This window comes from Paenibacillus sp. GCM10023250, from assembly GCF_042653205.1.
Taxonomy (GTDB): domain Bacteria; phylum Bacillota; class Bacilli; order Paenibacillales; family Paenibacillaceae; genus Paenibacillus_Z.
The window spans coordinates 58,165-83,110 of the sequence record NZ_JBHSHY010000005.1 but is presented as its reverse complement, the minus strand read 5'-3'; the positions used below and the strand labels follow the sequence as shown (position 1 = coordinate 83,110).

The window sequence follows — 24,946 nt, the reverse complement described above, 5'->3', positions numbered from 1 at the left end:
CTGCGGCCGGCCGCAACTAGACGAATCGCTTCGCTTCGTTCCGGCGACTCCGGGGCGACCCGTCGCAGTCTCGTTCCTGCGGAACCTCGCAGCGCCAGCGGTTCCGCTCTCTGAAGGACTTCCTGCCACTCTTCCCCATCCCTGTCGTTTCATTTAAATCAATTATTGCCCTATTTTTTCTATCATACACGTTTTTCTTGGAAAACGTCAATCCCGGCAGGGCAATCCCGCCGCCCATTTGCTGGAGGGAGTTGGAGGCGCGGCCCGAAACGCCGAAAAGCCCGCCGGAAGCCTCGTAGAGGCTTTCGCTGCGGGCTTTGCGCATGCGCGGGTTATGGAATATAGAGGACTTGCCCTTCGCTGACGCTCTGGTCGCTCAGCCGGTTGTACAAGGCCAGCTCCCGGGGCTGCAGCTGATATCGGCCGGCGATGACGTCGAGCGTCTCCTCGCGCTGGACGATGCAGATGCGCACCTTGCGGAACGCGTTATCGTCGCTCGGACGGCCGAAAAACAGGTTTTGCCATTCGATTTCGTCGCCCGAGGATTTGCGGTTTTGTTCGGCTTCGCGCTCCGCGTGCTCCTCCGCGGCCGCCTTCGCTTCCTGCTCGCGCCGGCTGGACTGCAGCAGCGACCGGAAGCTGACGTTGCCGGCGCCCTGCTGGGCTGCTTCCTCCTCCGCAGGCTTGCCGGACAGCGCGACGCGAAGCGGCTTCGGCTCCGCGTCGGCCTCCGGCACGGACACTTCCCCGAACGGATCCGAGGCGGCGGACGGCGCAGACTGGCGAATCGCCGGTTCGGCTTCGGCATGAATGAAGACGGCCGGATCTTCCAGCGGAGCGGATGCTTCCGGAAATGAAGGCGTCTGCCACGGCGGAGGCGCGGCGGCTTCCACCGGTACCGCCGGCGCTTCCGGCTGGAATACCTCCGTGCGATCGGCCTCCTGGGCGATGTCCTGCTGTTCCGCCTCTTGCTGCGCGGCCTCCTGGGCGATGTCCTGCTGTTCCGCCTCTTGCTGCGCGGCTTCCTGGCGGGCAGCATCGAGCCGCGCGGCCTCCTGGCGGTCGGCTTCTTGGAGCGCTTCTTCCTGACGGGCTGCTTCCTGCCGGGATCCCTCTAAGCGGGCGGCTTCGAGCAGCTCCCGCTCTCTCGCGATCGCCGCGCGCGCCAGCGCTTCCCGGGCTTCCTCCGCCTCCGACTGGAACGACGCGTAGCGGAGCGCCTCATCCTCCGCCGTCTCGCGCTGCGGCTCCGGCTGCCAGAACTGCGGCTGCTGCGCGAAAAACGGCGCCGACGCGAACGGAACTTCCTCCTCCTCGCGGCTGTGCACGACCGTGTACGGTTCTTCCTGCTGCCATTCCCCCTGCGGGTTCGACTGCTCGATTTCGATGCCGTACAGCGACAGCACGCCCGTAATGTTGAGTGTCCGCGTGGACAACACGTCCACGTCGAAATTGTCTATTTCGACGGAGATGTCGTCCAGACGGTGAATGCGGTTCAGCGGCAGCGTGATTTCGACCGGGATCCAATGCTCCAGCGATTGTTCCGACAGCGGCTGCTCCTCCGACCGGTACACCCCCGAGAGCAGCAGATGGCCCTTCAATAGCACCTGCTCCTCCTGCTGTACGATGCCGATGCGGGGCACGAGCTCGATTTCGTCCAGCTCGTCGATCGCCGCCACTTCGTCGGGCAGGTGTACCCGCTCGTAAATATCGAATCGCAAACCGTTTGACTGGCTTGACACGCTAGTCGTCCTCCTTTCCCCTCCTACGCAAGCTAGGCTGCAGCTTTCTGCAAATACAAGAAAGCCTAAGTTTCCTTACGCTTTGCTTATATTTCGAATGGTTCTTGCCTATTTATCTATATGGCCGGAGGTGGGCAGGCATGACTATGATTTTCACGTAGCAGCCAAACGGCGGCGCGCCTCGGCGAACCACGGCGGCTCCGGCGAAGCCAGCGTGACGGCTTTGCCGCTCCACGGATGCGCGAAGCTCAGCCGTTCGCCGCGCAGCGCCTGATGCCGCAGCTTGACGTCGCGTCCGTCGTATAGCGCGTCGCCGACGAGCGGGTGGCCGAGATGGCTCATATGGACGCGGATTTGATGCGTGCGGCCCGTCTCCAGCCATAGCCGGAGGAGCGCGGCGTCCTTGTAGACCTCCAGCGTCTCGTAATGCGTGACCGCCGGGTCGCCGCCGGGCGCGACGCGCCGCCTGGACGGATGGTGGCGGTCCTTGCCGATCGGCGCGTCCACGGTGCCGCGCTTGCGCTTCGGTACGCCGTGTACGAGCGCGGCGTATTGCCGGCCGATCGCCTTGCCGCGCATCGCCGCGTCCAGCCGAAGCTGCGCCAGCTCGTTGCGCGCGTACAGCACCGGCCCGGCCGTGTCGTCGTCCAGCCGGTGAATGTGCTTCGCCGGCTGAAGCTCGCCGAGCGCCGAGCCCGCGCGGACGGCCGCCTCGTCGAGCGTGCCCCGCTGGCCCGGCGCGGACGCGTGCACCGGCATGCCGGCCGGCTTGTCCATGACGAGGCACCAGTCGTCGGCGTATAGCACGTGAGCCGCCTCCGAGTCCGGCCGTCCCGGTGCCGCGGCATCTGCCGGCGCCGTCTGCGCCAAGCGGTACGCCGCGTCCCGCGCCGGGTCGCCAGGCACGAACGTCCGCAGCAGGATGTGGTCGCCGTCCATGCGGATGCCGCCGGTCGAGAACAAACGGCCGAGCCATTTCTCCGGAAATAAACCAAGAGCCAGCAGCCATTGCCGCACATGATGCGGATGGCTCCCGGCTTCGATCGGGGAAATGGCGCCGCCTGCGGCTTGCGCGAACGCGAAGAGCCGCGCCGCGGACAGCGCCAGCCATTCTCCGTTCCGTTCGTAAGGCAGTGCGGGGTGATCCAAGTTCGGTCACGCTCCTTCTCCCGTTAAATGTTCGGTTGAGCTATTCTTCGGTCGGATGCGCGAAGCGCTACAGCCTGCGAAGCGCCTCGTCGTGCGCCTCGATCGTCGCGTCGATCGCCGCTTCGTCGTGCACGCCCGAGACGAACATGCCTTCGAATTGCGACGGCGCGACACTCACGCCCAGGTCGAGCATGGCGCCGAAATAAGCCTTGAACCGTTCCAAATCGGCGGTTTTGGCCGTCTCGTAGTTGATGACGTGCGTCTCCGTGAAGAACGGGCAGACCATCGAGCCGACGCGGTTGATCGTGCTCGCGATGCCATGGCGCTCGGCGTTCGCCTCGAAGCCGAGCTGCAGGCGGACGGACATCCGCTCCAGCCGTTCGTACGTCTCCGGCGTCAACAGGCTGAGCGTCGTGTAGCCGGCCGCCATCGCGAGCGGGTTGCCGGACAGCGTGCCCGCCTGGTAGATCGGACCGCTCGGCGCCATCATTTCCATGATTTCGCGCTTGCCGCCGTACGCGCCGACGGGCAGGCCGCCGCCGATGACTTTGCCGAGGCAGGTCAGGTCCGGCGTAATGCCGTACAAGCCCTGCGCGCAATGATAATGCACACGGAAGCCGGTCATGACTTCGTCGAAGATGAGCAGGCTGCCGTATTGCGTCGTGACTTCGCGCAGCCCCTCCAGGAAGCCGGGCAGCGGCGGCACGACGCCCATGTTCCCGGCGACAGGCTCGACGATGACGCAGGCGATCTCCTCGCCGAACCGTTCGAACGCGTACTTGACGGATTCCAGGTCGTTATACGGCACCGTGACCGTGTGGGAGGCGACGCTCTCCGGGACGCCCGGGCTGTCCGGCAGCCCCAGCGTCGCGACGCCGGAGCCGGCCTTGATCAGCAGGCTGTCGGCATGGCCGTGGTACGAACCTTCGAATTTCAAAATTTTGCTGCGTTTCGTATAGCCGCGCGCCAGCCGCAGCGCGCTCATGGTCGCTTCCGTGCCGGAGTTGACCATCCGCACCACTTCGACGGACGGCACGCGCTCGCAGACGAGCTCCGCCATGCGCGTCTCCAATTCCGTCGGCGCGCCGAAGCTCGTCCCTTTCTCCGCCGTCGTCTTCACCGCTTCGACGACCGCCGGGTGGGCATGCCCCATAATGAGCGGCCCCCACGACGCCACGTAGTCGATATAGCTGTTTCCGTCGATGTCGAAGACGCGGTACCCTTCCCCGCGCTCCATGTAGACGGGGGTGAGGCCGACCGACTTGAACGCGCGGACCGGGGAGTTGACGCCGCCGGGAATGACCGTCTTTGCCTGCGCGAACGCCGCCTTGGACCGGTCGTCGGACCGTTTGCGGTTTTTTTCCAACATGGTTGACACCTGCCTGTCTCGATAATTGTCGTCTGCCGGGCGGCCGTCCAGCCGCTTGACCGGCTTATTCGCCTTGCAGCCAGCGCGCGGCGTCCAGCGCGTGATAGGTGATGATCAGATCCGCGCCAGCGCGCTTCATGCCCGTCAGCGTCTCCAGCACGATCGCACGCTCATCGATCCAGCCGTTCGCCGCGGCCGCCTTGACCATCGAATACTCCGCGCTCACGTTGTACGCCACCAGCGGCAGGTCGTACTGCTCCTTCATGAGGCGGATGACGTCCATATACGCCAGCGCCGGCTTGACCATCAGCATGTCCGCGCCTTCGAGGACATCGGATTCCGCTTCGCGCAGCGCCTCGCGGACGTTCGCCGGATCCATCTGGTACGACTTGCGGTCGCCAAACTGCGGCGCGGATTGCGCGGCTTCGCGGAAGGGCCCGTAGAATGCCGACGCGTACTTCACGGAGTAGGACATGATCGGCACCATCTCAAAGCCCGCCGCGTCCAGTCCTTCGCGGATCGCTCCGACGAAGCCGTCCATCATGTTCGACGGCGCGATGATGTCCGCGCCAGCCTTCGCTTGCGAGACCGCCGTCCGAACGAGCAGCTCGAGCGAAGCGTCGTTGTCCACCTCGGCGTTGCCGGTGCGGGGATCGTGATGGATCATGCCGCAGTGGCCGTGATCCGTGAATTCGCACAAGCACGTATCCGCGACGACGAGCAGGTTCGGAGCCCATTCTTTGATCGCGCGCGTCGCCTGCTGCACGATGCCGTCGTCTTCGAACGCCGACGTTCCGATCGCGTCCTTGGTGGCCGGCAAGCCGAACAGCAGCACCGCTTTAATGCCGGAAGCGACGACGGCGTCGATCTCGGGCTTCAGCAGATCGATCGAGAGCTGATAGACGCCGGGCATCGACGAGATTTCGACTTTCACATTCTCGCCATGGGACACGAAGAGCGGATAGATGAAATCGTCGACGTTCAGATGCGTTTCGCGGACGAGGCTTCTCATGGCCGCGGTTCTGCGCAGCCGGCGATGTCTGGTAATTGGAAATGCCATGGGTCAAATGCCTCCTATATCTTAGCGCGAGCGATCCGGGACTCCGCGATGGCCGCGATGAGCCCGTCGATCGTCGCGTCTTCGGGTTGTATCGTAACGGTTAAGCCGGCTTCGGCCGCGGTCTTGGCCGTGACAGGGCCGATGCAGGCGATATCGACGCCGTTAAGCAGCTCGAGCGGCCGTTCGACGCCCATCCGCCGCAGCACCTCGAGCAGATTCGTCACCGTCGAGGAGCTGGCGAACGTAACGACGTGCACCTCGCCGCTTCGCAGGTACTCGAGCACTTCCTCGTCCTGGTCCTGCGCGAGAATCGTCTCGTAGACGTCGATCTCGACGGGGAGCAGGCCCTTGGCTTTCAGCTCGCGGGGCAGCACTTCGCGCGCCAGGTCGCCGCGCGGGAGCAGCACGCGCTGTCCCGGCCGCAGCCGGTCCTCCAGGCTGGCGAGCAGATCGTCCGCCTGAAACTTCACCGGCAGCGCGTCGACGAGCAGGCCGCGCCGCTCGAGCGCCTCCGCCGTCTTCGGCCCCACCGCCGCGACGCGCGCCCGATGAAACCGCCTGACGTCGATGCGCAAGGACTTCAGCCAGTCGAAGAAATAATCGACGCCGTTCACGCTCGTGAACATCAGCCAGTCATACTGCTCGGCTTCGCCGAGCGCCGCTTCGACAGCGGCGATCGTCTCAGGCTCCGAAGGCCGTCTCGTCTCGATGACGGGAAATTCGCACGGTTCGCCTCCGAGCTCCTCGATCCGCTCGCTCAGCTCGCTGCTCTGCGCACGCGCCCGCGTCACGAGCACGCGCGTTCCGAACAGCGGCTTGCGCTCGTACCAATTCAGCTTCTCGCGCTGCAGCACGACGTCGCCGACGACGATGACCGCCGGCGGCTTGAAATCCGCCGCCTTCACGACCGCCTCGATCGTCTCGAGCGTCCCGGTCACGGTCCGCTGTTCGACGCGCGTGCCCCAGCGGACGAGCGCGACCGGCGTATCGGCCGGCTTGCCGTGGTTCATCAGCTGCTCGGCGATATACCCGACCTTGGCTACGCCCATCAGGAAGACGAGCGTGCCCGTGGCGTGCGTCACCTTGTCCCAATGGATGGAATGGTCGAGCTTGTCCGGGCTTTCATGACCCGTCACGATCGACACGGACGAGGCCAAGTCGCGGTGCGTCACCGGAATGCCCGCATACGCGGGCACGGCGATCGCGGACGTAATGCCCGGTACGATCTCGAACTCGACGTCGTACTGCCGAAGCAGCTCCGCTTCCTCGCCGACGCGCCCGAAGATCGTCGGGTCGCCGCCCTTCAGGCGGGTGACGACTTTGCCCTCCAAGGCCAGATCGACGAGCAGCCGGTTGATGTCCTCCTGCTTCATCGTATGGCGGTCGGGCAGCTTGCCCACATAAACCTTCTCGGCTCCCGGCTTCAGATGGCGAAGCAGCCGCGGACTCGCGAGCCGGTCATACACGATCACGTCGCACGACCGGATGCATTCCAAGCCGCGAACCGTAATCAGCTTCGGGTCGCCGGGACCCGCTCCCACCAGGTAGACCTTTCCTTTGCTCTTCCCCGTCAGCAAATCGATCATCCCCTCACATCCGCCAGTATGCGGTCCGCTCCTTTGGCTTTCAATCGATTCGCGGCTTCGGCGCCGAGCGCGGCCGGATCTTCCCCGCGAACCGTCTCCTTCAGCAGCACGCTGCCGTCCGGCGAACCGACGATGCCCGTCAGCTCCAGTACGGGCGCGCCTTCGCCGCCCGGCTTCACCACGCGCGCATGCGCGCCGATCGGTATTTGACAGCCGCCGTTCAGCTCGCCGAGGAAGCTCCGCTCCGCGGCGACCGTCATGGCCGTCTCTTCATCATTCAACAGCGCCAGCAGCCCGCGTACGTCGGCGTCGTCTTCGCGGCACTCGATGCCGAGCGCGCCTTGGCCGACGGCCGGCACGCACAGCTCCTCGGACAGGAAGGACGAGATCTTGCCTTCCCAGCCCATCCGCTGCAAGCCGGCCGCCGCCAGCACGATGGCGTCGAAGCCTTCCGTCTCGAGCTTCTTGATGCGGGAATCGATATTGCCCCGGATGGACTCGATCACTAGATCCGGCCGCGCGTGCAGGAGCTGGCTGGAGCGCCGAAGGCTGCTCGTGCCGACCTTCGCGCCCGCCGGCAGTTCCTCGAACGACGCGCCGCCGCTCGCAATGAGGCAGTCGCGCGGATCGACGCGCTTCGGCACGGCGCCGTTGATCAAGCCTTCGGGCAGCTCGTACGGCATGTCCTTCATGCTATGTACGGCCAAGTCGATCTCGCCGTCGAACAGCGCCTGCTCGATCTCCTTGACGAACAGCCCTTTGCCGCCCACCTTGGACAGCGTCACGTCGAGAATCCGGTCGCCCTTAGTGACGATTTTGCGGATTTCGAACGCATACGGCAGCCCATGCTCCGCGCACAACGCTTTCAATTGGTCGATGACTTGCCCCGTCTGGGTCAGCGCGAGCGCGCTCTGCCGCGTGCCGACGACGATCACTCGGCGTCCGTCTACGATATATGCCATGTCCTACCGTCCCCTCTCGGCCGCATCCCGCAGCCTGCTCATCCATTGTTCGATTGATTCCATAGATTCGATCGCTTCGATTGTCCCGAGTGCAGCGAAGTCCTTTCCTTCCCGAGGCGCGGAAAGGCGTTCCGCCTCGCGCATCGCTTCCTCCGCCGCAAGCCCTAGAACGGCCGTCCGAAGCGCCGCGTCCGCGATGTCGGCCAGCGCCAGCTCGCGCAGCAAGCGCAAGCGGCCGACGCACGCTTCGTACGCCGGCCCGAACTGCCCGGCAAGCCGGCGCTTCAGCAGCGCCGCAAGCGCGGGGCTCGCGCCGCCCGTCGTCAGGGCGATCGCCAGCCCCCCCCGCCGGACGACGGCAGGCGTCGCGAAGTCGCCTTCGCCGCCGGCATCCGCCGTATTGACGAGCGCGCCGAAGCGCGTCGCGTCGGCCGCGATCCGGCCGTTCAGCCGCCGATCGCCGGTGGCCGCGAAGAGCAAAAACGCGCCGGCCGCGTCACTCTCCATATATTCCCTTCGTTCCAGCGCAATAGACCCGGATACAGCCAGCTCCGCGAGCTTGGCCGTCACCCGGGGGGCCACCACGATCAGCTCGCCGGCGCCGCCTTCCAGCAGACCGAGCGTTTTCCGTTCGGCCACGGGACCGCCGCCGATCACGACGCATCGCCGGCCCGTGAGATCCACCATCATCGGATAGTACGCCGCCATCGCCGGCTCCCCCCATCATATCGCCGCCGCGGCCGAATCACGACCAGCCGTGAAAATTCGACGCCTGATTCATGAAGACATTCAACAGCAGCACGGCGTAGCTGATCAAATTGAACCGCGCGAACTTCCAGCCCGTTCCGTCAAACCATTGATGCTTCATCACGTTCCAGATATAAAGGCCGAGCGCGATGAAAGACGTCAACACCTTCCAATCCAGCAGCAGCCCGTATCGGCCTTCGACCAGGATGGACGTCACCGCGATCGCGAGCGACAGCATCAGGAGCGGCGTGCCGATCAAGGATACGCGGAACATGAATCGGTCCGCCACGTCCAGGCTGGGCAGGCGCTGCATCCGCTTGGTCCACTGCTTGCCTTTCAACCGTGCGAACAGGAACAGATACATGCCGGAGAAGATCCCGCTGACCGTGAAGGCGGTATACGCGAGAATCATCAGCGCGATGTGCACGATCAGCATGTCGTTGGCCAGTTCCCACCGCGCCAGCGATGTCCCCGCCCCGATTCGGAACAAATTCAGTGTAAGAACCGCGAACCCGATGACGTTGACGAAGAAGACGATGAATTCCATTCGGAAAAACCGGCTCATCGCGAGCGATACCGTGACGAGCAGCCATGAAAAGACGAGCAAATATTCGAATAGCGTCATGAGCGTCATATCCAGATGGGAGATGATCCGATAGACGAGAAACCCCGTCTGGAGCACCCAGACGAAAATAAGCAGCCCTGTTCCCACTTGTTTCGCTTGCCGGTTTCGATCGACGAAATCCGAGAAGTAAAACAGGAGGCTCAGGGCGTAAACATAAAGTATACCATCATAGAACCAATTATGTGTAACCATAGCCGCCTCCGCAAACCGCCAGGCTGAACGAGGTCAAAATGCCGGTACCGGACCCGTGCCCAGCTTGGCCATGGATTCTTTGGCTTGCGCCGCTTCCGCCCGGACGGACGATTTCGCGGTCTCGCCTTTGCGCTCGGCCCGCTCGATTTCCTCCTCGAGCGCGAACAATTTGACGAACATGTCCATCGCTTGATCGGCCTGCTTCTCGCCGGCCATTTCCTTGATGCGCAGAATCGGATCGTGCATCATTTGGTTCACGATGCTTTTCGTCAATTTATGAATGATCTTGAGCTCACGGTCGCCGAGATCCGGCAGCTTGTTCGCGAGGCTGTCCATCGTTTCGGCGTGGATCGCCGACGCCTTCGTCTGCAGCGCCTGAATGAGCGGCGCGACGCCGAGCGTCTTGTACCATTGACGATACGCGTCGAGCTCGGCCGCGATCAGCGTTTCGATCTTGGCGGCTTCCTGACGGCGCTGTTCCAGATTGCTCTCGACGATGCCTTCCAGGTCGTCGATGTCGTACAGGAAGACGTTCTCGACGGCGGCGATAGCGGGATCAAGGTCCCGCGGAACCGCGATGTCGATCATGAACAGCGGACGCGATTTCCGTCTGCGCATCGCTGCTTCGACCTGCTCGCGCTTCAGCACGAAGCCTTCGGAACCCGTGGAGCTGATGATGATGTCCGCCTCGTGCAGACGCGCGACGGCATCCTGCATGTTAAGCGGTGTGCCGTTGAACTTGTCCGCGAGCTGTACCGCGCGGTCGTACGTCCGGTTCACGACGAACACGCGCTGCGCGCCGCTGGCGTACAGATGCTTGGCCGTCAGCTCGCTCATCTTGCCCGCGCCGACGATCATGACCGTCTTGCCCCCGAACTGCCCGAAGATCCGCTTGCCGAGCTCGACCGCCGCGTAGCTGACCGAGACGGCTGCCTCGCCGATTGCCGTGTCGGAGTGAGCTTTCTTCGCCAGCGTCACCGCCTGCTTGAAGAGAGAATTGAACAGGGTTCCCGTCGTCTTCTGTTCCTGCGCGAGCAGGAACGCGCTCTTCACTTGCCCGAGGATCTGGGTCTCGCCGATAACCATGGAATCCAATCCGCTGGTCACGCGGAACAGATGCTCGATCGCACGTTCGTCTTCGTACATATATAAATCCGAGGTAAACTGCTGCCTCGGCGTGCCGAACCATTTCTCCATAAAAGTGCGAATATAGTGGCCGCACAGATGCGGACGATCTACGACGGCGTATAATTCCGTACGGTTACAGGTCGCGACGATGACACATTCCATGATGCTCTTGGTCTGCTGCAGCTGCTTCAAGGCTTCGGGCAAATCCCGTTCCGCGAACGTAAACCGTTCCCTTACCTCAACTGGAGCCGTCCGATAATTCAGTCCGACAACGATAATGTGCATGTGCGTTCACCTGCCCTTCTTCTTGGTTTCCATCACTTAGTATAGCACAGTTCGACAAGCCATACCCCTGCAATTATGAAAATTGTTTGAAATAGCGCCAGACGTTTCGAGGCATACAAAAAGGCTGCGGACGCATCCGCAGCCTTGCATTTTTCATCGATGAATAAGTTAGTTACACAAGCTCCGCTTGCTTCATGTCGGCTTCCATGACTTGCAGTTCGCCCATGCCGCGAACGAGCTTCTTCGCATGCATGACTTTCGGCTTCAACACGGACATCATGTAGTCGATCGCGAGCTGTGGGTCAACCGTTTCTCCACAGGTATAACAATCAAGAGCAGCGAACCCTCTCTCAGGATACGTGTGAATGGAGAGATGACTTTCAGACAGCAGTACGAGCACTGTTGCGCCTTGTGGTTCAAATTGTTTGGCTTGCACGGACAATACGGTAGCGCCGCATGCTTCGGCTGCCTCTACCATTTGGGCTTGTAAAAACTCCGAGTTGTTCAGCAGGTCAAAATCCACACCCCAAGTATCAACCGCAACGTGTCTTCCGAAAGTTGAATATTCCATCTTTCGGTTCCCCCTTCCTAGGAACAAAATGTTTAGTAATTTCATCCGCTAGGACCTACGTCATTCACTGCCCGAGGGGACTTTCCTCTCGCAACATTACCATGTCCTGAGTGAATCCTGGTTCCTAATAGTTCATTGCAACGAAAATAAAAATAACATCTATCGCTGATAAATGCAACAGTTTTTTTTGGGCGAAAACCGAACGTTGGACGTGACGCGAACTCCAATTATAAACGTATGTCGCGCACCCCGATTCTGTGTTCGTCCACCCCGCCCGAAAGGACAAAAAAAGCCGCAATCGCTGCGGCTTTCGGGTGTGATGTCAGGCTGGCCGTTCACGCTTCCAGCATGAACAACTGCCTTGTATAAGAAGCTAAACGCTCGTCGATAAGGGCAATTTGCGCGCGGTCGCTGCATTGATTCCGCAAGTCCAAGAGCTGGTCGATCGCGCCTTGCGCGACTTGGATCTCATGTTCGATGTCCATGATCCGGAACGCCGCTTCCAGTTGGCCGACCGTGTCCTTGAACTCAAAGATCACTCTCGCTTCCTTGTTTTTATGTTCGACGATTTTGCGAACGTTGCCTTGCTCGTAGTGATAGGTCATCGTATAGGTCGGATAAATGCGGTTGACGATCGCGTCGCCTCGGAACGCCGCTACAGCCTTGCGCATGGCGTTCGTCAGTTTGGGATGCATGATGCGGCAGGAAAGCAAGCTTACAAACCGGTCTTGCTGACGCTCGAAAGTTAAGCGGACCTCTTCTCGTCCTGCGTCGTCCTCGAGAACCATCTCGTGATTGCCGTTATCCAGTACCCGCACTTGATGCTTGACATGCTGGTCTTCGAAAAACCGGACAAATCCCGCCATCTCTTCAGCCGTTAATTGCAGAGAAGCACTCACATACTCGGTGGCTATCCGCTGAGCCATAAAAATCTCCTCAATTCTTTAAAGTAACGCAATTGTAAATCCACTACTTAGGTATATTATAACCGATCGAGGTCTTTTATTCCTGCCGCCCAGCCGCGATATTCTCGCATATTTCAGAAAAATGAAGGAGATTCTACAATGAGTCCGCGCTTTTATGCGTAATCCTCGCTATTCGATCGAAACTTCTTCGGTTTCTGCCGCTTCTTCTTCGCTTTCCGCGATCCTCTCTTCCATAACGGCCCACAGCTCGTCGCGGCCGAGCCCCGTCTCGGACGAGAACAGCACGTGGCGGTCCGTCGGACGGAAGCCCAGCGCTTCCTTAATGATCTTGACGTGCTTCGGCCACTGGCTCTTCGGAATCTTGTCCGCCTTCGTCGTGACGACGCAAACCGGGATGTCGTAATGCTTCAGCCAATCGTACATCAGCACGTCGTCCTTCGACGGCGCGTGCCGGATATCGATGATGTGCAGCACCATCTTGAGCGGCTCCCGCTTGCTTAAGTACGTCTCGATCATCTCGCCGAACTGCTGCCGCTGTACCTTGGACACCTTGGCATAACCGTAGCCGGGAAAGTCGACCAAATACAAGCGGTCGTTGACGCGGTAGTAATTCAACTGCTGCGTCTTGCCCGGCTGCGAGCTAGTGCGGGCCAGAGCCTTGCGGTTGATTATGCGGTTGATGAGCGACGACTTGCCGACGTTGGAGCGCCCTGCCAGAGCGAACTCCGGCAAGGCGTCGTCGGGGTATTGATCAGGCCTTACGGCACTGATGACGAATTCCACGTTCGATATTTTCACGAATGAACAACCTGCTTTCTCTTGCTTGCTAATGCGTCTCGACCGGCGCTTGCGCTTCCCGGCCGGCCAGGGCATGGGTCAGCACTTCGTCCATCGTCCCGACCGGCACGAATTCCATGTCGGCCTTGATGCTGTCCGGGATGTCGCGAAGATCGCGCTCATTGTCCTTCGGCAGCAGTACTTTCTTGATGCCTGCGCGGTGCGCGGCCAGCGACTTCTCCTTCAGGCCGCCGATCGGCAGCACCCGGCCGCGCAGCGTGATTTCGCCGGTCATCGCCACTTCCTTGTACACGTAACGGTTCGTGAGGGCCGAGATGAGCGCCGTCGCCATCGTAATGCCCGCGGAAGGACCGTCCTTCGGAATGGCGCCTTCCGGGATGTGGATGTGAATGTCGTTCTTCTCGTGGAACAGCGGATCGATGCCGAGCTCGGCCGCGCGGGAACGCGTATAGCTGAAGGCGGCTTGCGCCGATTCCTTCATAACGTCGCCCAGCTTGCCCGTCAGGGTCAGCTTGCCGCTGCCCGGCAGCACGGTCACTTCGATGACCAGCGTGTCGCCGCCGACTTCCGTCCATGCGAGACCGGTCACCGCGCCGACCTGATTTTCGATCTCCGCCGTGCCGTACCGGAACTTCGCGGGTCCGAGCCATTCCTTGACCTTCGCTTCATCGACGTTGATCGGCCCCCCGCCGCTCTCGGATACGATCGCTCTCGCGGCCTTCCGGCAAATAGCCGCGATCTGCTGCTCCAGGTTGCGGACGCCCGCTTCGCGGGTATACTCGCGGATCACCTGCAGCAGACTGTCGTCGCCCATCCGCATCTGCTCCTCTTCGAGTCCGTGCTCCTTCTTCTGCTTCGGCAGGAGGTAGCGGGAGGCGATTTGCAGCTTCTCCAGCTCGGTGTAGCCCGGAATGTAGAGCACTTCCATCCGGTCGAGCAGCGGACGCGGAATGTTATGGATGGCGTTCGCCGTCGTGACGAACATGACCTTGGACAAGTCGAACGGCACTTCGATGAAGTGGTCGCTGAACGTGTTGTTCTGCTCCGGATCCAGCACCTCGAGCAGCGCGGAGGCCGGGTCGCCGCGAAAATCCATCGCCATCTTGTCGATTTCGTCCAGCAGGAACACCGGATTGAGCGAGCCCGCCGTCTTCATGCCCTGGATGATGCGGCCCGGCATCGCGCCGACGTAAGTACGGCGATGGCCGCGGATTTCCGCTTCGTCGCGCACGCCGCCGAGCGAGATGCGCACGAATTGCCGGCCGAGCGACTTGGCGATCGACCGCGCAATGGACGTCTTGCCGACGCCCGGAGGGCCCACGAGGCACAGAATCGGGCCTTTCAGCTTCTTGACCAGCTGCTGAACCGCCAAATATTCCAGCACGCGTTCCTTCGGCTTCTCAAGCCCGTAGTGATCCTCGTTCAAAATCTCCTCGGCTTTGTTCACGTCCAGATCGTCCTCGGTTTTCTTGTTCCAAGGAAGGGTAAGTAACCAATCGATATAATTGCGGATAACGCCGCCTTCGGCCGACGTGGACGGCATCTTCTCCAGCCGGTCGATTTCCTTCTCGACCTTCTCCCTGACCTTCTCCGGAATGCCGGATTCGGCCATTTGGGTGCGGAGCTCCTCGGCTTCGCCGGCTCGTCCTTCTTTCTCCCCGAGTTCCTTCTGGATGGCTTTCATTTGTTCGCGGAGATAGTATTCCTTCTGGGTCTTCTCCATCTGCTTCTTGACGCGCTGGCTGATCTTACGTTCCAGCTCCAGCACCTCGCGCTCGTTGTTCAAAATATCCAGCAGCCGTTCCAGCCGCTCGCGCACGTCGACCGTCTCCAGAATATCCTGCTTGTCTTTGATCTTGAGCGACAGATGGCTCGAAATGACGTCCGCGAGCCGGCCGGGCTCGTCGATGTCCGATACCGCGGCCAGCGTTTCGGGCGTCACTTTCTTCGAGAGGCTGATATAGTGCTCGAACTGGGTCAGCACCGTGCGCATAAGCGCGTCGATCTCGGGATCCGTCGACTCCGACTCCGGCAGCTCGCGGATCGTGACTTCATAGTAATCGTCGTTAGGCAAATAATCGACGATCTCGGCGCGCACGACGCCTTCCACCAGCACCCGAATCGTACCGTTCGGCAGCTTCAGCATCTGGCGCACTCTCGCCACCGTGCCGACGCGGTAGATGTCCTCTTGCGAAGGTTCCTCGATGTTCACTTCCGATTGGGAACAAAGCAGGATCATATGATCGTCCAGCATGGCGCGATCGAGCGCGCGCACGGATTTTTCCCGGCCTACGTCCAGATGCAGCACCATGCTCGGATATACAAGAAGCCCCCGTAAGGGAAGCAGGGGCAATCGACGACCTTTCCATTTAGCAGGTCCCATTCCAGCACCTCCGTCGTTGACGTTTCGCGTTCACCCTATCGTGACCGAAAACTTCGGGCTTCAGTCTTAAAGCCTTTCTCCATTTTATCACTCTACGGAATCCGCCTGCAAATAAGGCAGGCCGGTCGCGATGAACACGTCGGCCGATTGGACCGGCGCCGATGCCGGCGTCTCCATGTACTCGGCCCCGAACACATGCCGGAATACTTCTTCGACGTGGTCGACCGGAATGACCCGGACGCCCTGCAGATCCGCGAAAATCGCCTGCCAGTTCTCGCGCGGAATGATCACGGTATCGGCGCCTGCCTGGAACGCCGCTTCGACTTTCGCCAGCACGCCGCCGACCGGCTTCACATTGCCGTGGATGCCCATCTCGCCGGTCATGGCCAGCTTATTGTTGATCGGCTCGCCTTTGATCGCGGAGGCGATCGCCGTCGCCATCGCGATGCCCGCCGAAGGGCCGTCGATCGGCGTGCCGCCCGGAAAGTTGATATGCAGGTCGTAATTCTCCGGCTTCATGCCCATCCGCCGCAGCACGGTCAGCACGTTCTCGATCGAGCCTTTCGCCATGCTTTTGCGCCGCAGCGTCCGGCTGCTGCCGCCTCCGAGCTCCTCCTCGTCCACGACGCCCGTGATGGTATAGACGCCTTTGCCCGGACGCGCCGCGATGGCGCTGACTTCGATCTCCAGCAGCGTGCCCATATTAGGCCCATACACGGCAAGCCCGTTCACGAAACCGACCTGCGGCGTAGCCGGCACCTTCCGGTCCGGACGCGGCGGGATTTGGCTGCTGTTGACAACCCATTCCACATCCGACGCCGTGATCGAGTCCCGCTTCTCCGACAGCGCAAGGCCGGCGGCGAGCTGGATGACGTTGACCGCTTCGCGGCCGTTCGTCGCGTAACGCGTGACGACGTCGACCGCCTCCTGCGACGGCGGCAAGCCGATCTTCTTGAGCGCGTTGACGGCGATTTCCGAGATTTCGTCCGGTAGAAGCGGACGGAAATAAATCTCCATGCAGCGGGAGCGAAGCGCCGGTGGCAGCTCCTGCGGCGAACGCGTCGTAGCCCCGACCAGCCGGAAATCCGCGGGAAGCCCGTTCTGAAAAATATCGTGAATGTACATCGGAATGTTGGTGTCTTCCGAATTATAGTACGCGCTCTCCAAATACACCTTGCGATCTTCCAGCACTTTTAACAATTTATTCATCTGGATCGGATGCAATTCGCCGATCTCGTCGATGAACAGCATACCCCCGTGCGCTTTCGTCACGGCGCCCGGCTTCGGCTGCGGAATGCCCGCGACGCCCATGGCTCCGGCGCCTTGATAGATCGGATCGTGCACGGAGCCGATCAGCGGATCCGCGATGCCGCGTTCATCGAACCGGGCTGTCGTCGCGTCGATCTCGGTGAACTTAGCGTCCGCCAAAAACGGGGAGGCCGGATTTTTTTTCGCTTCTTCCAGGACGACGCGGGCCGCAGCCGTCTTGCCGACGCCCGGAGGTCCATATATGATGACATGCTGCGGGTTGGCGCTGCACAGCGCGGCTTTCAATGCCCGAAGGCCGTCCCGCTGGCCGACGATGTCGTTGATCGTCTGCGGGCGCGTCTTCTCAGACAGCGGCTTCGTCAGCGATACGGAGCGCAGCTTGCGCAGCTTATCCATCTCCTTGCGCGACTCCCGGTCGACCGCCGTCCGATTCGTCTTCTGATTGCGCAGCAAATTCCAGAAATACAAGCCGATCACGATCGCGAAAAACACTTGAATGAACATCAGAACCACACTTAAACTCATATGCGTTACTCCTCCCGTTACAGAAAGGACAGCTCTGCCGTTCTTCCCGTACCTAAAAAATCCGGCCTCTACAGGGCGTATACTGTTCAGTATTGCCCCGGGCCGGATGGAATAATCGCGCTATTGCACTAAAGTTTGATGGTTAAACGTTCGCGTGCGCCCCCGGCTGATGCTTGCGGCCGGGAATTTCGCCCGTCGCTTCGAAGACGCGGACGATTTCGTCGATTTCCTTCTTCAGCTCGGCCAGCAGCTCGGCTTCCGGCACTTTCCGGATCATTTCCCCGTACCGGAACAGCATGCCTTCGCCCCGCGCGCCCGCGATGCCAATGTCGGCCTCCCGCGCTTCGCCCGGTCCGTTGACCGCGCAGCCCAGCACCGATACTTTAATCGGTACCTTGATCTTGCTGATATAGTCTTCGACTTCGTTGGCAATCGAGAAGAGGTCGATGTCGAGACGTCCGCAGGTCGGGCAGGAGACGAGCGTCGCGGCGTTCGTGATCAGCCCGAACGTCTTCAGCAGCTCGCGTGCGACCTTCACTTCCTCGACCGGGTCGGCGCTCAGGCTGATGCGCACCGTGTTGCCGATCCCCATGGCAAGCAGGGCGCCGATGCCCGCGGAGCTCTTGATCGTGCCGGAATGCAGCGTACCCGCTTCCGTGATGCCCAGGTGCAGCGGATATCGGATCTGTTCGGCCGCCATGCGGTACGCCGCGATGGCCATCGGCACGTCGGACGCTTTCAGCGAGACGATGATGTCGCGGAAATCCAGCTCCTCCAAAATTCCGATATGAAAGAGCGCGCTCTCGACCATCGCTTCGGGCGTCGGATAACCGTACTTCTCGAGCAGATGGTTTTCCAGCGAGCCGGCATTGACGCCGATCCGGATCGGAATATTGCGCTCCTTGCACGCCTTCACGACCGCTTCGACTTTCTCGCGGCGGCCGATGTTGCCGGGATTGATCCGCACCTTGTCGACGCCGTTCTCGATGGCGGCCAGCGCCAGCCGGTAATCGAAATGAATGTCTGCGACGAGCGGAATATGAATCCGTTTCTTGATTTCCTTGATCGCTTCGGCCGCTTCCTTGTTGTTGACAGTGACGCGGACGATCTGGCAGCCGGCTTCCTCAAGACGCAAAATCTCGGCGACGGTCGCTTCGACGTCCGCCGTCTTCGTCGTGCACATGCTCTGAATGATGACCTCGTCGCTGCCGCCGATCGTCAGCGGACCGACTTTGACCGGAACCGTATCCTTGCGCAAAAACATATGGTAACCTCTCCCATGAACGTCAAAGTTCCACCCCTGCAAACCGCGAAAAACCGGCGGCAGGCAGAGGTGGAAACGTTTGAAGTGTTATTTAGTGGATCAGGCGCTTTCTTCTTTCTTCTTGCCCTTCTTGGAGACCAGTTCCGGCATGATCCGGTCCTGCACGACCTTCTCCGTGATCAGGCAGCTGCTCACGTCGTCGCGCGACGGCACTTCGTACATCACGTCGAGCATCAAGCCCTCGATGATCGCGCGCAGGCCGCGGGCGCCGGTGTTGCGCTTGATCGCTTCTTTGGCGATCGCTTCGAGCGCGCCCATTTCGAACTCCAGCTTCACGTTGTCCATCTCGAGCAGCTTCTGATACTGCTTCACGAGCGCGTTCTTCGGCTCGGAGAGAATGCGGACAAGCGCGCCTTCGTCAAGCGGCTCCAGCGTCGAGATGACCGGCAGACGGCCGACGAATTCCGGGATAAGCCCGAATTTCAGCAAGTCTTCCGGCAGCACCATCGACAGGTATTCCCCTGCTTTCAGGTCCTTCTGCCCGTCGCCGGACGCGTTGAAACCAATCACTTTTTTGCCGATGCGCCGTTTGATCAACTGCTCCAGCCCGTCGAACGCTCCGCCGCAAATGAACAGGATGTTCGTCGTGTCGATTTGGATGAACTCTTGGTGAGGATGCTTGCGCCCGCCTTGCGGCGGGACGGAAGCGACCGTGCCTTCGAGGATTTTGAGCAGCGCTTGCTGCACGCCTTCGCCCGACACGTCGCGCGTAATCGAAGGATTCTCCGATTTGCGCGCCACTTTATCGATCTCATCGATGTAGATAATGCCGCGTTCGGCTTTCTCCACGTCGTAATCGGCCGCTTGGATGAGCTTCAGCAGGATGTTCTCGACATCCTCGCCGACGTAGCCCGCTTCCGTGAGGGAAGTCGCGTCCGCGATCGCGAACGGAACGTTCAAGATCTTCGCCATCGTCTGCGCGAGCAGCGTCTTGCCGGAGCCCGTCGGGCCGACGAGCAAAATGTTGCTCTTCTGGAGCTCGACGTCTTCCAGCTTGTTCTGCGAATTCACGCGCTTGTAATGGTTATACACCGCGACGGAGAGCGATTTTTTCGCCTGCTCCTGGCCGATGACGTACGAATCCAAAATATTGCGGATGTCGCGCGGCTTCGGAATGTCCTTCAGATCGAGCTCTTCCTCGTGGCCGAGCTCTTCCTCGACGATTTCGGTGCACAGTTCGATGCATTCATCACATATATAAACGCCCGGTCCGGCCACAAGCTTGCGCACTTGATCCTGCGACTTGCCGCAGAACGAGCATTTCAATTGGCCTTTTTCGTCGTTGAATTTAAACATGGATTTCACCCCTTCTTGTTGGTTCGACTGTACGGAGAAGCTTACAGGGACGTAACGACTTTATCGATCAGGCCGTATTGCAATGCATCTTCGGCGCTCATGAAATTGTCGCGATCCGTATCGCGGTCGATACGTTCGTACGGCTGGCCCGTACGGTCCGCCAGAATCTGGTTCAGCTTCTTCTTCGTCTTCAAAATCCAGTCCGCATGGATGGCAATGTCGGAAGCTTGGCCGCGCACCCCGCCGAGCGGCTGATGAATCATGACTTCGCTGTTCGGCAGCGCGAAGCGCTTGCCTTTGGCGCCGGCCGTAAGCAGGAGCGAGCCCATGCTGGCGGCGAGTCCGACGCAAATCGTCGACACATCCGGCTTAATAAACTGCATCGTATCGTAAATACCCATTCCTGCAGTTACGGAACCGCCCGGTGAGTTAATGTACAGATGAATGTCCTTCTCCGGATCGTCAGCCGCGAGGAACAGCAGCTGCGCGATGACGGCATTGGCTACGTCGTCGTCGATCGCACTACCAAGAAAGATAATCCGATCCTTCAAAAGACGGGAGTAAATATCGTAAGAACGCTCTCCCCGATTCGTTTGCTCAACGACCATAGGTACCAGATTCATGCGACCAACCTTCTCTCGTTATCGACTTGTAAAGCACTTCTTATTCTAACATGTTCCGAATGCAATGTCATTTTTCTGAATACTACATTATACGATACGGGCAAATACATATGTACGCGACAGCGCGCCGAAAAACGCGCCGAGGATAAAATAAGGCACGTATGAACGTGCCTTATCCGTATATAGAGGTTCAGTTGTAATGCCGATTAGGCAACGACCGTCTCCGGCTTGCTGTTCTCGAGCAGGAACTTGATCGTCTTGCGAAGCACGAGGTCTTCCTTGATGTTGTCAAGGTTGCCGTTAGCTTCGAAGATGCCGCGCAGCTCGGCAGCCGGGCGGTTGTACTGCGTCGAGAGGTTCTCGAGCTCTTCGTTCAGGTCCTCGTCGCTCGCCTCGATGCCTTCGTTCTTCGCGATTTGCTCCAGCACGAGGTTATTGAGGACGCGCTTCTCGGCGTCGCCGCGCATTTGGCCGCGCAGAGCCGCTTCGTCTTGGCCGGAGAACTGGTAGTACAGCTCCAGGTTCATGCCCTGCATGCGCAGGCGGTTCTCGAAGTCGCGCAGCATAAACGTCGTTTCGGACTCGATCATCGCTTCCGGAATGTCGACGGTTGCCGCAGCGGCCGCTTTATCGACGACGGCCGCTTCGCGCGCGGATTCGTTTTCTTTCGCTTTGCGCTCAGCAAGCTTCGTCTTCAGGTCGGCTTTGTACTCATCAAGCGTATCGAACTCGCTAACGTCCTTCGCGAACTCGTCGTCCAGGGCCGGCAGGTTTTTGCGCTTGATCTCATGCAGCTTCACCTTGAACACAGCTTGCTTACCCGCGAGATTCTCGGCGTGGTAGCTTTCCGGGAACGTGACTTCGATATCCTTGAAGTCGCCCGTCTGCATGCCGACGACTTGCTCTTCGAAGCCCGGGATGAACGAGCCGGAGCCCAGTTCCAGGGAGTGGCGTTCGCTCTTGCCGCCTTCGAACGCTTCACCGTCCACGTAGCCGTCGAAATCGATGACCGCGATGTCGCCGTTCTCGGCCGCTCCCTCTTCGAGGACGGTCAGCTCGGCATGGCGCTGCTGCAGGCGGTTAAGCTCGGCCGCGACTTCTTCGTCCGTGACTTCCGCTTCGGCCGCAGGCACTTCCAGGCCTTTGTATTCGCCAAGCTCGACTTCCGGCTTGACGGTGACTTTGGCGGTGTACTTGAACGTTTCGCCTTTGGCGAACTGCTGTACGTCAATCTCCGGACGGTCGACTGGGAAGATGCCCGTCTCCTTCACGGCCGCCGAATAGGAATCCGGAAGCAGGATGTCGATCGCGTCTTGGTACAGGCTCTCGACGCCGAAGCGCTTCTCAAAGATGCCGCGCGGCACTTTGCCTTTGCGGAAGCCCGGAACGTTCACTTTTTGAACGACCTTTTTGAAGGCTTTGTCGATCGCTTCGTTAACTTGCTCCGCCTCGACCTCAACGCTGATCGAGACCAGATTCTTGTCTATCTTTTCCCAAGTTGCTGTCATGTTATGCTTTCCCCTCCAAATTAAATAACGCTTCTGCGTCAGATCTTACCCGTAATAAACCATTCTATTATACTCTACAATAAGCCGGATATCAAGACTTGTCCCCGCCGTCCTCCAGGCGCAGCTGGACCGTCTGGCGGAGGGTTCGGCACGCCTGCTCGTAGCGAAAGCGAAGCGCGTCCGTGATGCCGTAAGTTTCCCGGATATCGTCGTCGTCAGCCCGTCCGTAGAGCGACAGCTCCAGCACCTGATGCAGCGCCGCGGCGAAGCAGTCGACCGTCTCGTCGTCGTCGCTGCGCAGCCGCTCGTACGCCGTCGTGCCGTAAATGCACTGCAGGCATTCCTTCCACAGCTCGCGGGCGAAATGGGGCAGCGAAGCGTCGACGACCTCGGTCACGGACTCGACGCGCTCGGCGACGCGAACCGCCACCGGCGGAAATTCGTCCAGGGAAAGCGGCGTCTCCTCGATCTCCAGTTCCGCGAACTCGCCCATCCGCTCCAGGCCGACGGTGCCGGTCACGCCGCGCTTCTTTAAGCATTGCAGCGCCTTGAACTGCAGCTCCGGGTGCAGCTCGGTGCCCGTCAGCCAGGTCAGGATCTCTTCGTCCACGCCGGGATGCGTCAAGTACGCTGCGCGTTCGAGCGCGAGCAGCTGCTGGTCCGCGACGGGGTGGTGCTTCATGACGTAGAGCACCTGCTGCACGTAATCCTCGTCGTAATCGGCCGGGCTTAAGGCTTGCTCGCGTATGGTATCTTCGTTTTCTTCGTCTTCTATGTAAGATGGATTGCCGTTTCCTTTGCCCTCGTAACCGGGGAAAGCGACGTCGAGCCAATTGAGCAGGTTGCTCCACTCGTCGTAATGCCGCTTCTCCTCGCCCTGGCAGTGCAGCAGAAACCGCAGCAGCTCCTTGGCTTCGCCGTACTGCTCCGATTCCAGCAGCCGGGTCAGCTGATTTTGATACTCGTCGAGCATATTGGGAAATAAATACACGTTCTCTCTATTTTCATCGGGGGTAGAATTGGACGTCGTAATAGAATCACCGCCTTGTATGCCGCGCTTCCGGCCGGCCTGATGTTCGGGTAGAGCTCGATTATAACATTCCCTGCCGCCCATTTCCATTTTGGCCGAAGCCGTTTTTTTTGAAACGCCGCCGGCGGTAATTTACTAGAGTCAGGCGGCAAGCGGCATGCCGGGCAAAAAATAAACATTTACCTGTTGCATATCGGCCGTTCCCATGCTATGATATTTCCTACGTGTCCCAGTAGCTCAGTTGGATAGAGCACACGCCTTCTAAGCGTGTTGTCGGGGGTTCGAATCCCTCCTGGGACGCCATTTAGGAAGCCAGAGATCACGGTTATGTGAATATCGATACAGAAGACGCCTCGATCCCGGTCATGACCGGATTGAGGCGTTTTTGTCATGCTTTCAAAGCCGCCGGCTCAGAGCTTGACCGAGGTGTAGATTCGAGGGCGGCCTCCTGCCTGGCGGAAGCCGCCTGGCTCCCCGAGGGCGGCTAGCTTGTCCTCGAGCGCGGCCAACTTGACCATCAGCGCTTTAATTTGCCGGTCAAGCCGTCTCAAATCGTGCTTTAAGGAACGCAAATCGCAATTGTTATCCGATTGCTCCATTTTTGCGATAACCCCTTCTATGCAAAATCGCCTCGCCTCATTCCCGCTTCATTTGCGATACATATTGCACCATAAATTGGGAGGTTCATTCATTCATTCGTTAGCGCCGCGGACGCCCAAAGCCTGCCCGAACCGGCAGCCCTCTTCAGGGATCTCCGGGATTTTTTTCCTTATCGCGTGAACAATCCGGATGGGCGCGGTTAAATAAATAGGGATCGCCGCACTATATAGGCATACTGCATGGGTCCATTCGCGCGAAGCATGCTATTTCCGAAGGAGTGAGTCCAGTATGACGCAACAACCAGCCAACCGCCCGACGACGTTTCCGCCGCAGCACCAGAACCGGCAGCCCGGCTTGGAGAGCGACATGAATCCGCTGCCGCAGTTTCAAGCCGCCGGGTACAAGCCTGCCGGCAAATTGGCCGGCAAAGCCGCGGTCATCACGGGCGGGGACAGCGGCATCGGCCGCGCCGTCGCGCTCATGTTCGCCAGGGAAGGCGCGGACGTCGCGATCCTCTACCTGAACGAACACGACGACGCCGGCGAGATCAAAGGCCTCATCGAGGATCTCGGACGCAAGTGCGTGACGATCGCGGGCGACGTCGGCGATCCGGCGTTCTGCAAAGACGCGGTCGAGAAAGCCGCCGACAAGCTCGGCGGGCTGGATATCGTCGTCAACAACGCCGCGGAGCAGCATCCGCAGAATAAAATCGAACAGATTACTCCGCAGCAGCTGGAGCGGACGTTCAAAACGAACATTTTCGGCATGTTCTATATTACGCAGGCCGCCATGCCGCACCTGAAGGCCGGCTCGGCCATCGTCAACACGGCATCGATCACGGCGTATCACGGCAGCCCGACGCTGCTCGATTACTCGTCCACGAAGGGCGCCATCGTCGCGTTCACGCGTTCGCTGGCCATGAACCTCGCGGCGCAGGGCATCCGGGTCAACGCCGTCGCGCCCGGGCCGATCTGGACGCCGCTTATCCCGTCCACGTTCGACGCGCAGCAGGTCGCCCAGTTCGGCGCCGACACGCCGATGAAGCGCGCGGGCCAGCCGGAAGAGCTGGCGCCGGCTTACGTATACTTGGCGAGCGGCGACTCGTCGTACGTGAGCGGCCAAGTCATTCACGTGAACGGCGGCGAAATCGTCAACGGTTGACCGCGGCCGGACCCGAATAAAGCCGGGAACGCCCCATGCCTACGCGGCATGAGCTGGCATTCCCGGCTTTTCCCGTTCATGGCGGAC

General features: G+C 60.3%; 21 protein-coding genes and 1 tRNA gene. 2 read left to right on the top strand and 20 right to left on the bottom strand.

What is annotated here, in order from left to right; translation table 11 throughout:
- Positions 1–332: 332 nt before the first annotated feature.
- The 19 genes from ACFPB1_RS06815 to ACFPB1_RS06725 form a co-directional block, all read right to left on the bottom strand.
- Positions 333–1,742, bottom strand: coding sequence for a LysM peptidoglycan-binding domain-containing protein (locus ACFPB1_RS06815; RefSeq protein ID WP_379223312.1), 1,410 nt, complete (start codon positions 1,740–1,742; stop codon positions 333–335).
- A 153-nt stretch (positions 1,743–1,895) separates the two neighbouring features.
- A complete protein-coding gene (locus tag ACFPB1_RS06810; RefSeq protein ID WP_379223309.1) occupies positions 1,896–2,891 on the bottom strand; it encodes an RluA family pseudouridine synthase in 996 nt (331 codons plus the stop codon).
- A gap of 67 nt (positions 2,892–2,958) precedes the next feature.
- Positions 2,959–4,260, bottom strand: coding sequence for a glutamate-1-semialdehyde 2,1-aminomutase (gene hemL, locus ACFPB1_RS06805; protein ID WP_379223307.1), 1,302 nt, complete (start codon positions 4,258–4,260; stop codon positions 2,959–2,961).
- Positions 4,261–4,324: 64 nt separating this feature from the next.
- Positions 4,325–5,320 (bottom strand): porphobilinogen synthase, encoded by a 996-nt coding sequence (gene hemB / locus ACFPB1_RS06800; protein WP_379223305.1) that lies wholly within the window; start codon positions 5,318–5,320, stop codon positions 4,325–4,327.
- A gap of 14 nt (positions 5,321–5,334) precedes the next feature.
- Positions 5,335–6,906, bottom strand: a complete 1,572-nt coding sequence (cobA, locus tag ACFPB1_RS06795) for a uroporphyrinogen-III C-methyltransferase (protein ID WP_379223302.1) — start codon at positions 6,904–6,906, stop codon at positions 5,335–5,337.
- Entirely contained in the window at positions 6,903–7,868 is a 966-nt protein-coding gene (hemC, locus tag ACFPB1_RS06790; protein WP_379223300.1) for a hydroxymethylbilane synthase, read from the bottom strand. The genes cobA and hemC overlap by 4 nt, the downstream gene beginning before the upstream one ends.
- A gap of 3 nt (positions 7,869–7,871) precedes the next feature.
- Positions 7,872–8,576: a precorrin-2 dehydrogenase/sirohydrochlorin ferrochelatase family protein gene (locus ACFPB1_RS06785; RefSeq protein WP_379223297.1), complete on the bottom strand. Its 705-nt coding sequence runs from the start codon at positions 8,574–8,576 to the stop codon at positions 7,872–7,874.
- Positions 8,577–8,613: 37 nt separating this feature from the next.
- Complete coding sequence (ccsA, locus tag ACFPB1_RS06780) at positions 8,614–9,432, bottom strand: cytochrome c biogenesis protein CcsA (RefSeq protein WP_379223295.1); 819 nt, start codon at positions 9,430–9,432, stop codon at positions 8,614–8,616.
- A gap of 33 nt (positions 9,433–9,465) precedes the next feature.
- The gene (gene hemA / locus ACFPB1_RS06775) at positions 9,466–10,845 is read right to left on the bottom strand and encodes a glutamyl-tRNA reductase (RefSeq protein ID WP_379223292.1); all 1,380 of its coding nucleotides are present in this window, start codon (positions 10,843–10,845) and stop codon (positions 9,466–9,468) included.
- 172 nt (positions 10,846–11,017) lie between these two features.
- A complete protein-coding gene (gene speD, locus ACFPB1_RS06770) occupies positions 11,018–11,416 on the bottom strand; it encodes an adenosylmethionine decarboxylase (RefSeq protein WP_090641719.1) in 399 nt (132 codons plus the stop codon).
- A 335-nt stretch (positions 11,417–11,751) separates the two neighbouring features.
- A complete protein-coding gene (locus ACFPB1_RS06765) occupies positions 11,752–12,342 on the bottom strand; it encodes a non-ribosomal peptide synthetase module (RefSeq protein WP_379223289.1) in 591 nt (196 codons plus the stop codon).
- A gap of 168 nt (positions 12,343–12,510) precedes the next feature.
- Positions 12,511–13,140, bottom strand: a complete 630-nt coding sequence (gene yihA / locus ACFPB1_RS06760) for a ribosome biogenesis GTP-binding protein YihA/YsxC (RefSeq protein ID WP_379223287.1) — start codon at positions 13,138–13,140, stop codon at positions 12,511–12,513.
- A gap of 28 nt (positions 13,141–13,168) precedes the next feature.
- The gene (lon, locus tag ACFPB1_RS06755; protein ID WP_379223285.1) at positions 13,169–15,523 is read right to left on the bottom strand and encodes an endopeptidase La; all 2,355 of its coding nucleotides are present in this window, start codon (positions 15,521–15,523) and stop codon (positions 13,169–13,171) included.
- 87 nt (positions 15,524–15,610) lie between these two features.
- Positions 15,611–17,317 carry an ATP-dependent protease LonB gene (lonB, locus tag ACFPB1_RS06750; protein WP_379223283.1) on the bottom strand — a complete coding sequence of 569 codons (1,707 nt, stop codon included), beginning with the start codon at positions 17,315–17,317 and terminating at the stop codon, positions 15,611–15,613.
- 142 nt (positions 17,318–17,459) lie between these two features.
- Positions 17,460–18,581, bottom strand: coding sequence for a flavodoxin-dependent (E)-4-hydroxy-3-methylbut-2-enyl-diphosphate synthase (ispG, locus tag ACFPB1_RS06745; RefSeq protein WP_379223280.1), 1,122 nt, complete (start codon positions 18,579–18,581; stop codon positions 17,460–17,462).
- 99 nt (positions 18,582–18,680) lie between these two features.
- Positions 18,681–19,937 carry an ATP-dependent protease ATP-binding subunit ClpX gene (gene clpX, locus ACFPB1_RS06740; RefSeq protein ID WP_379223278.1) on the bottom strand — a complete coding sequence of 419 codons (1,257 nt, stop codon included), beginning with the start codon at positions 19,935–19,937 and terminating at the stop codon, positions 18,681–18,683.
- Positions 19,938–19,978: 41 nt separating this feature from the next.
- The gene (gene clpP / locus ACFPB1_RS06735) at positions 19,979–20,560 is read right to left on the bottom strand and encodes an ATP-dependent Clp endopeptidase proteolytic subunit ClpP (RefSeq protein ID WP_090641728.1); all 582 of its coding nucleotides are present in this window, start codon (positions 20,558–20,560) and stop codon (positions 19,979–19,981) included.
- A 206-nt stretch (positions 20,561–20,766) separates the two neighbouring features.
- Positions 20,767–22,068 (bottom strand): trigger factor, encoded by a 1,302-nt coding sequence (gene tig, locus ACFPB1_RS06730; RefSeq protein ID WP_379223275.1) that lies wholly within the window; start codon positions 22,066–22,068, stop codon positions 20,767–20,769.
- 91 nt (positions 22,069–22,159) lie between these two features.
- Positions 22,160–23,059, bottom strand: coding sequence for a hypothetical protein (locus tag ACFPB1_RS06725; RefSeq protein ID WP_379223273.1), 900 nt, complete (start codon positions 23,057–23,059; stop codon positions 22,160–22,162).
- A gap of 265 nt (positions 23,060–23,324) precedes the next feature.
- On the opposite strand from ACFPB1_RS06725, the gene ACFPB1_RS06720 reads away from it, so the two are divergent.
- A tRNA-Arg gene (locus ACFPB1_RS06720) sits at positions 23,325–23,401 on the top strand.
- A 107-nt stretch (positions 23,402–23,508) separates the two neighbouring features.
- On the opposite strand, the gene ACFPB1_RS06715 is transcribed toward ACFPB1_RS06720, so the two are convergent.
- Positions 23,509–23,697, bottom strand: a complete 189-nt coding sequence (locus tag ACFPB1_RS06715; protein ID WP_379223271.1) for a hypothetical protein — start codon at positions 23,695–23,697, stop codon at positions 23,509–23,511.
- Positions 23,698–23,986: 289 nt separating this feature from the next.
- On the opposite strand from ACFPB1_RS06715, the gene ACFPB1_RS06710 reads away from it, so the two are divergent.
- Positions 23,987–24,859, top strand: coding sequence for an SDR family oxidoreductase (locus tag ACFPB1_RS06710; protein WP_379223268.1), 873 nt, complete (start codon positions 23,987–23,989; stop codon positions 24,857–24,859).
- Positions 24,860–24,946: the final 87 nt, after the last annotated feature.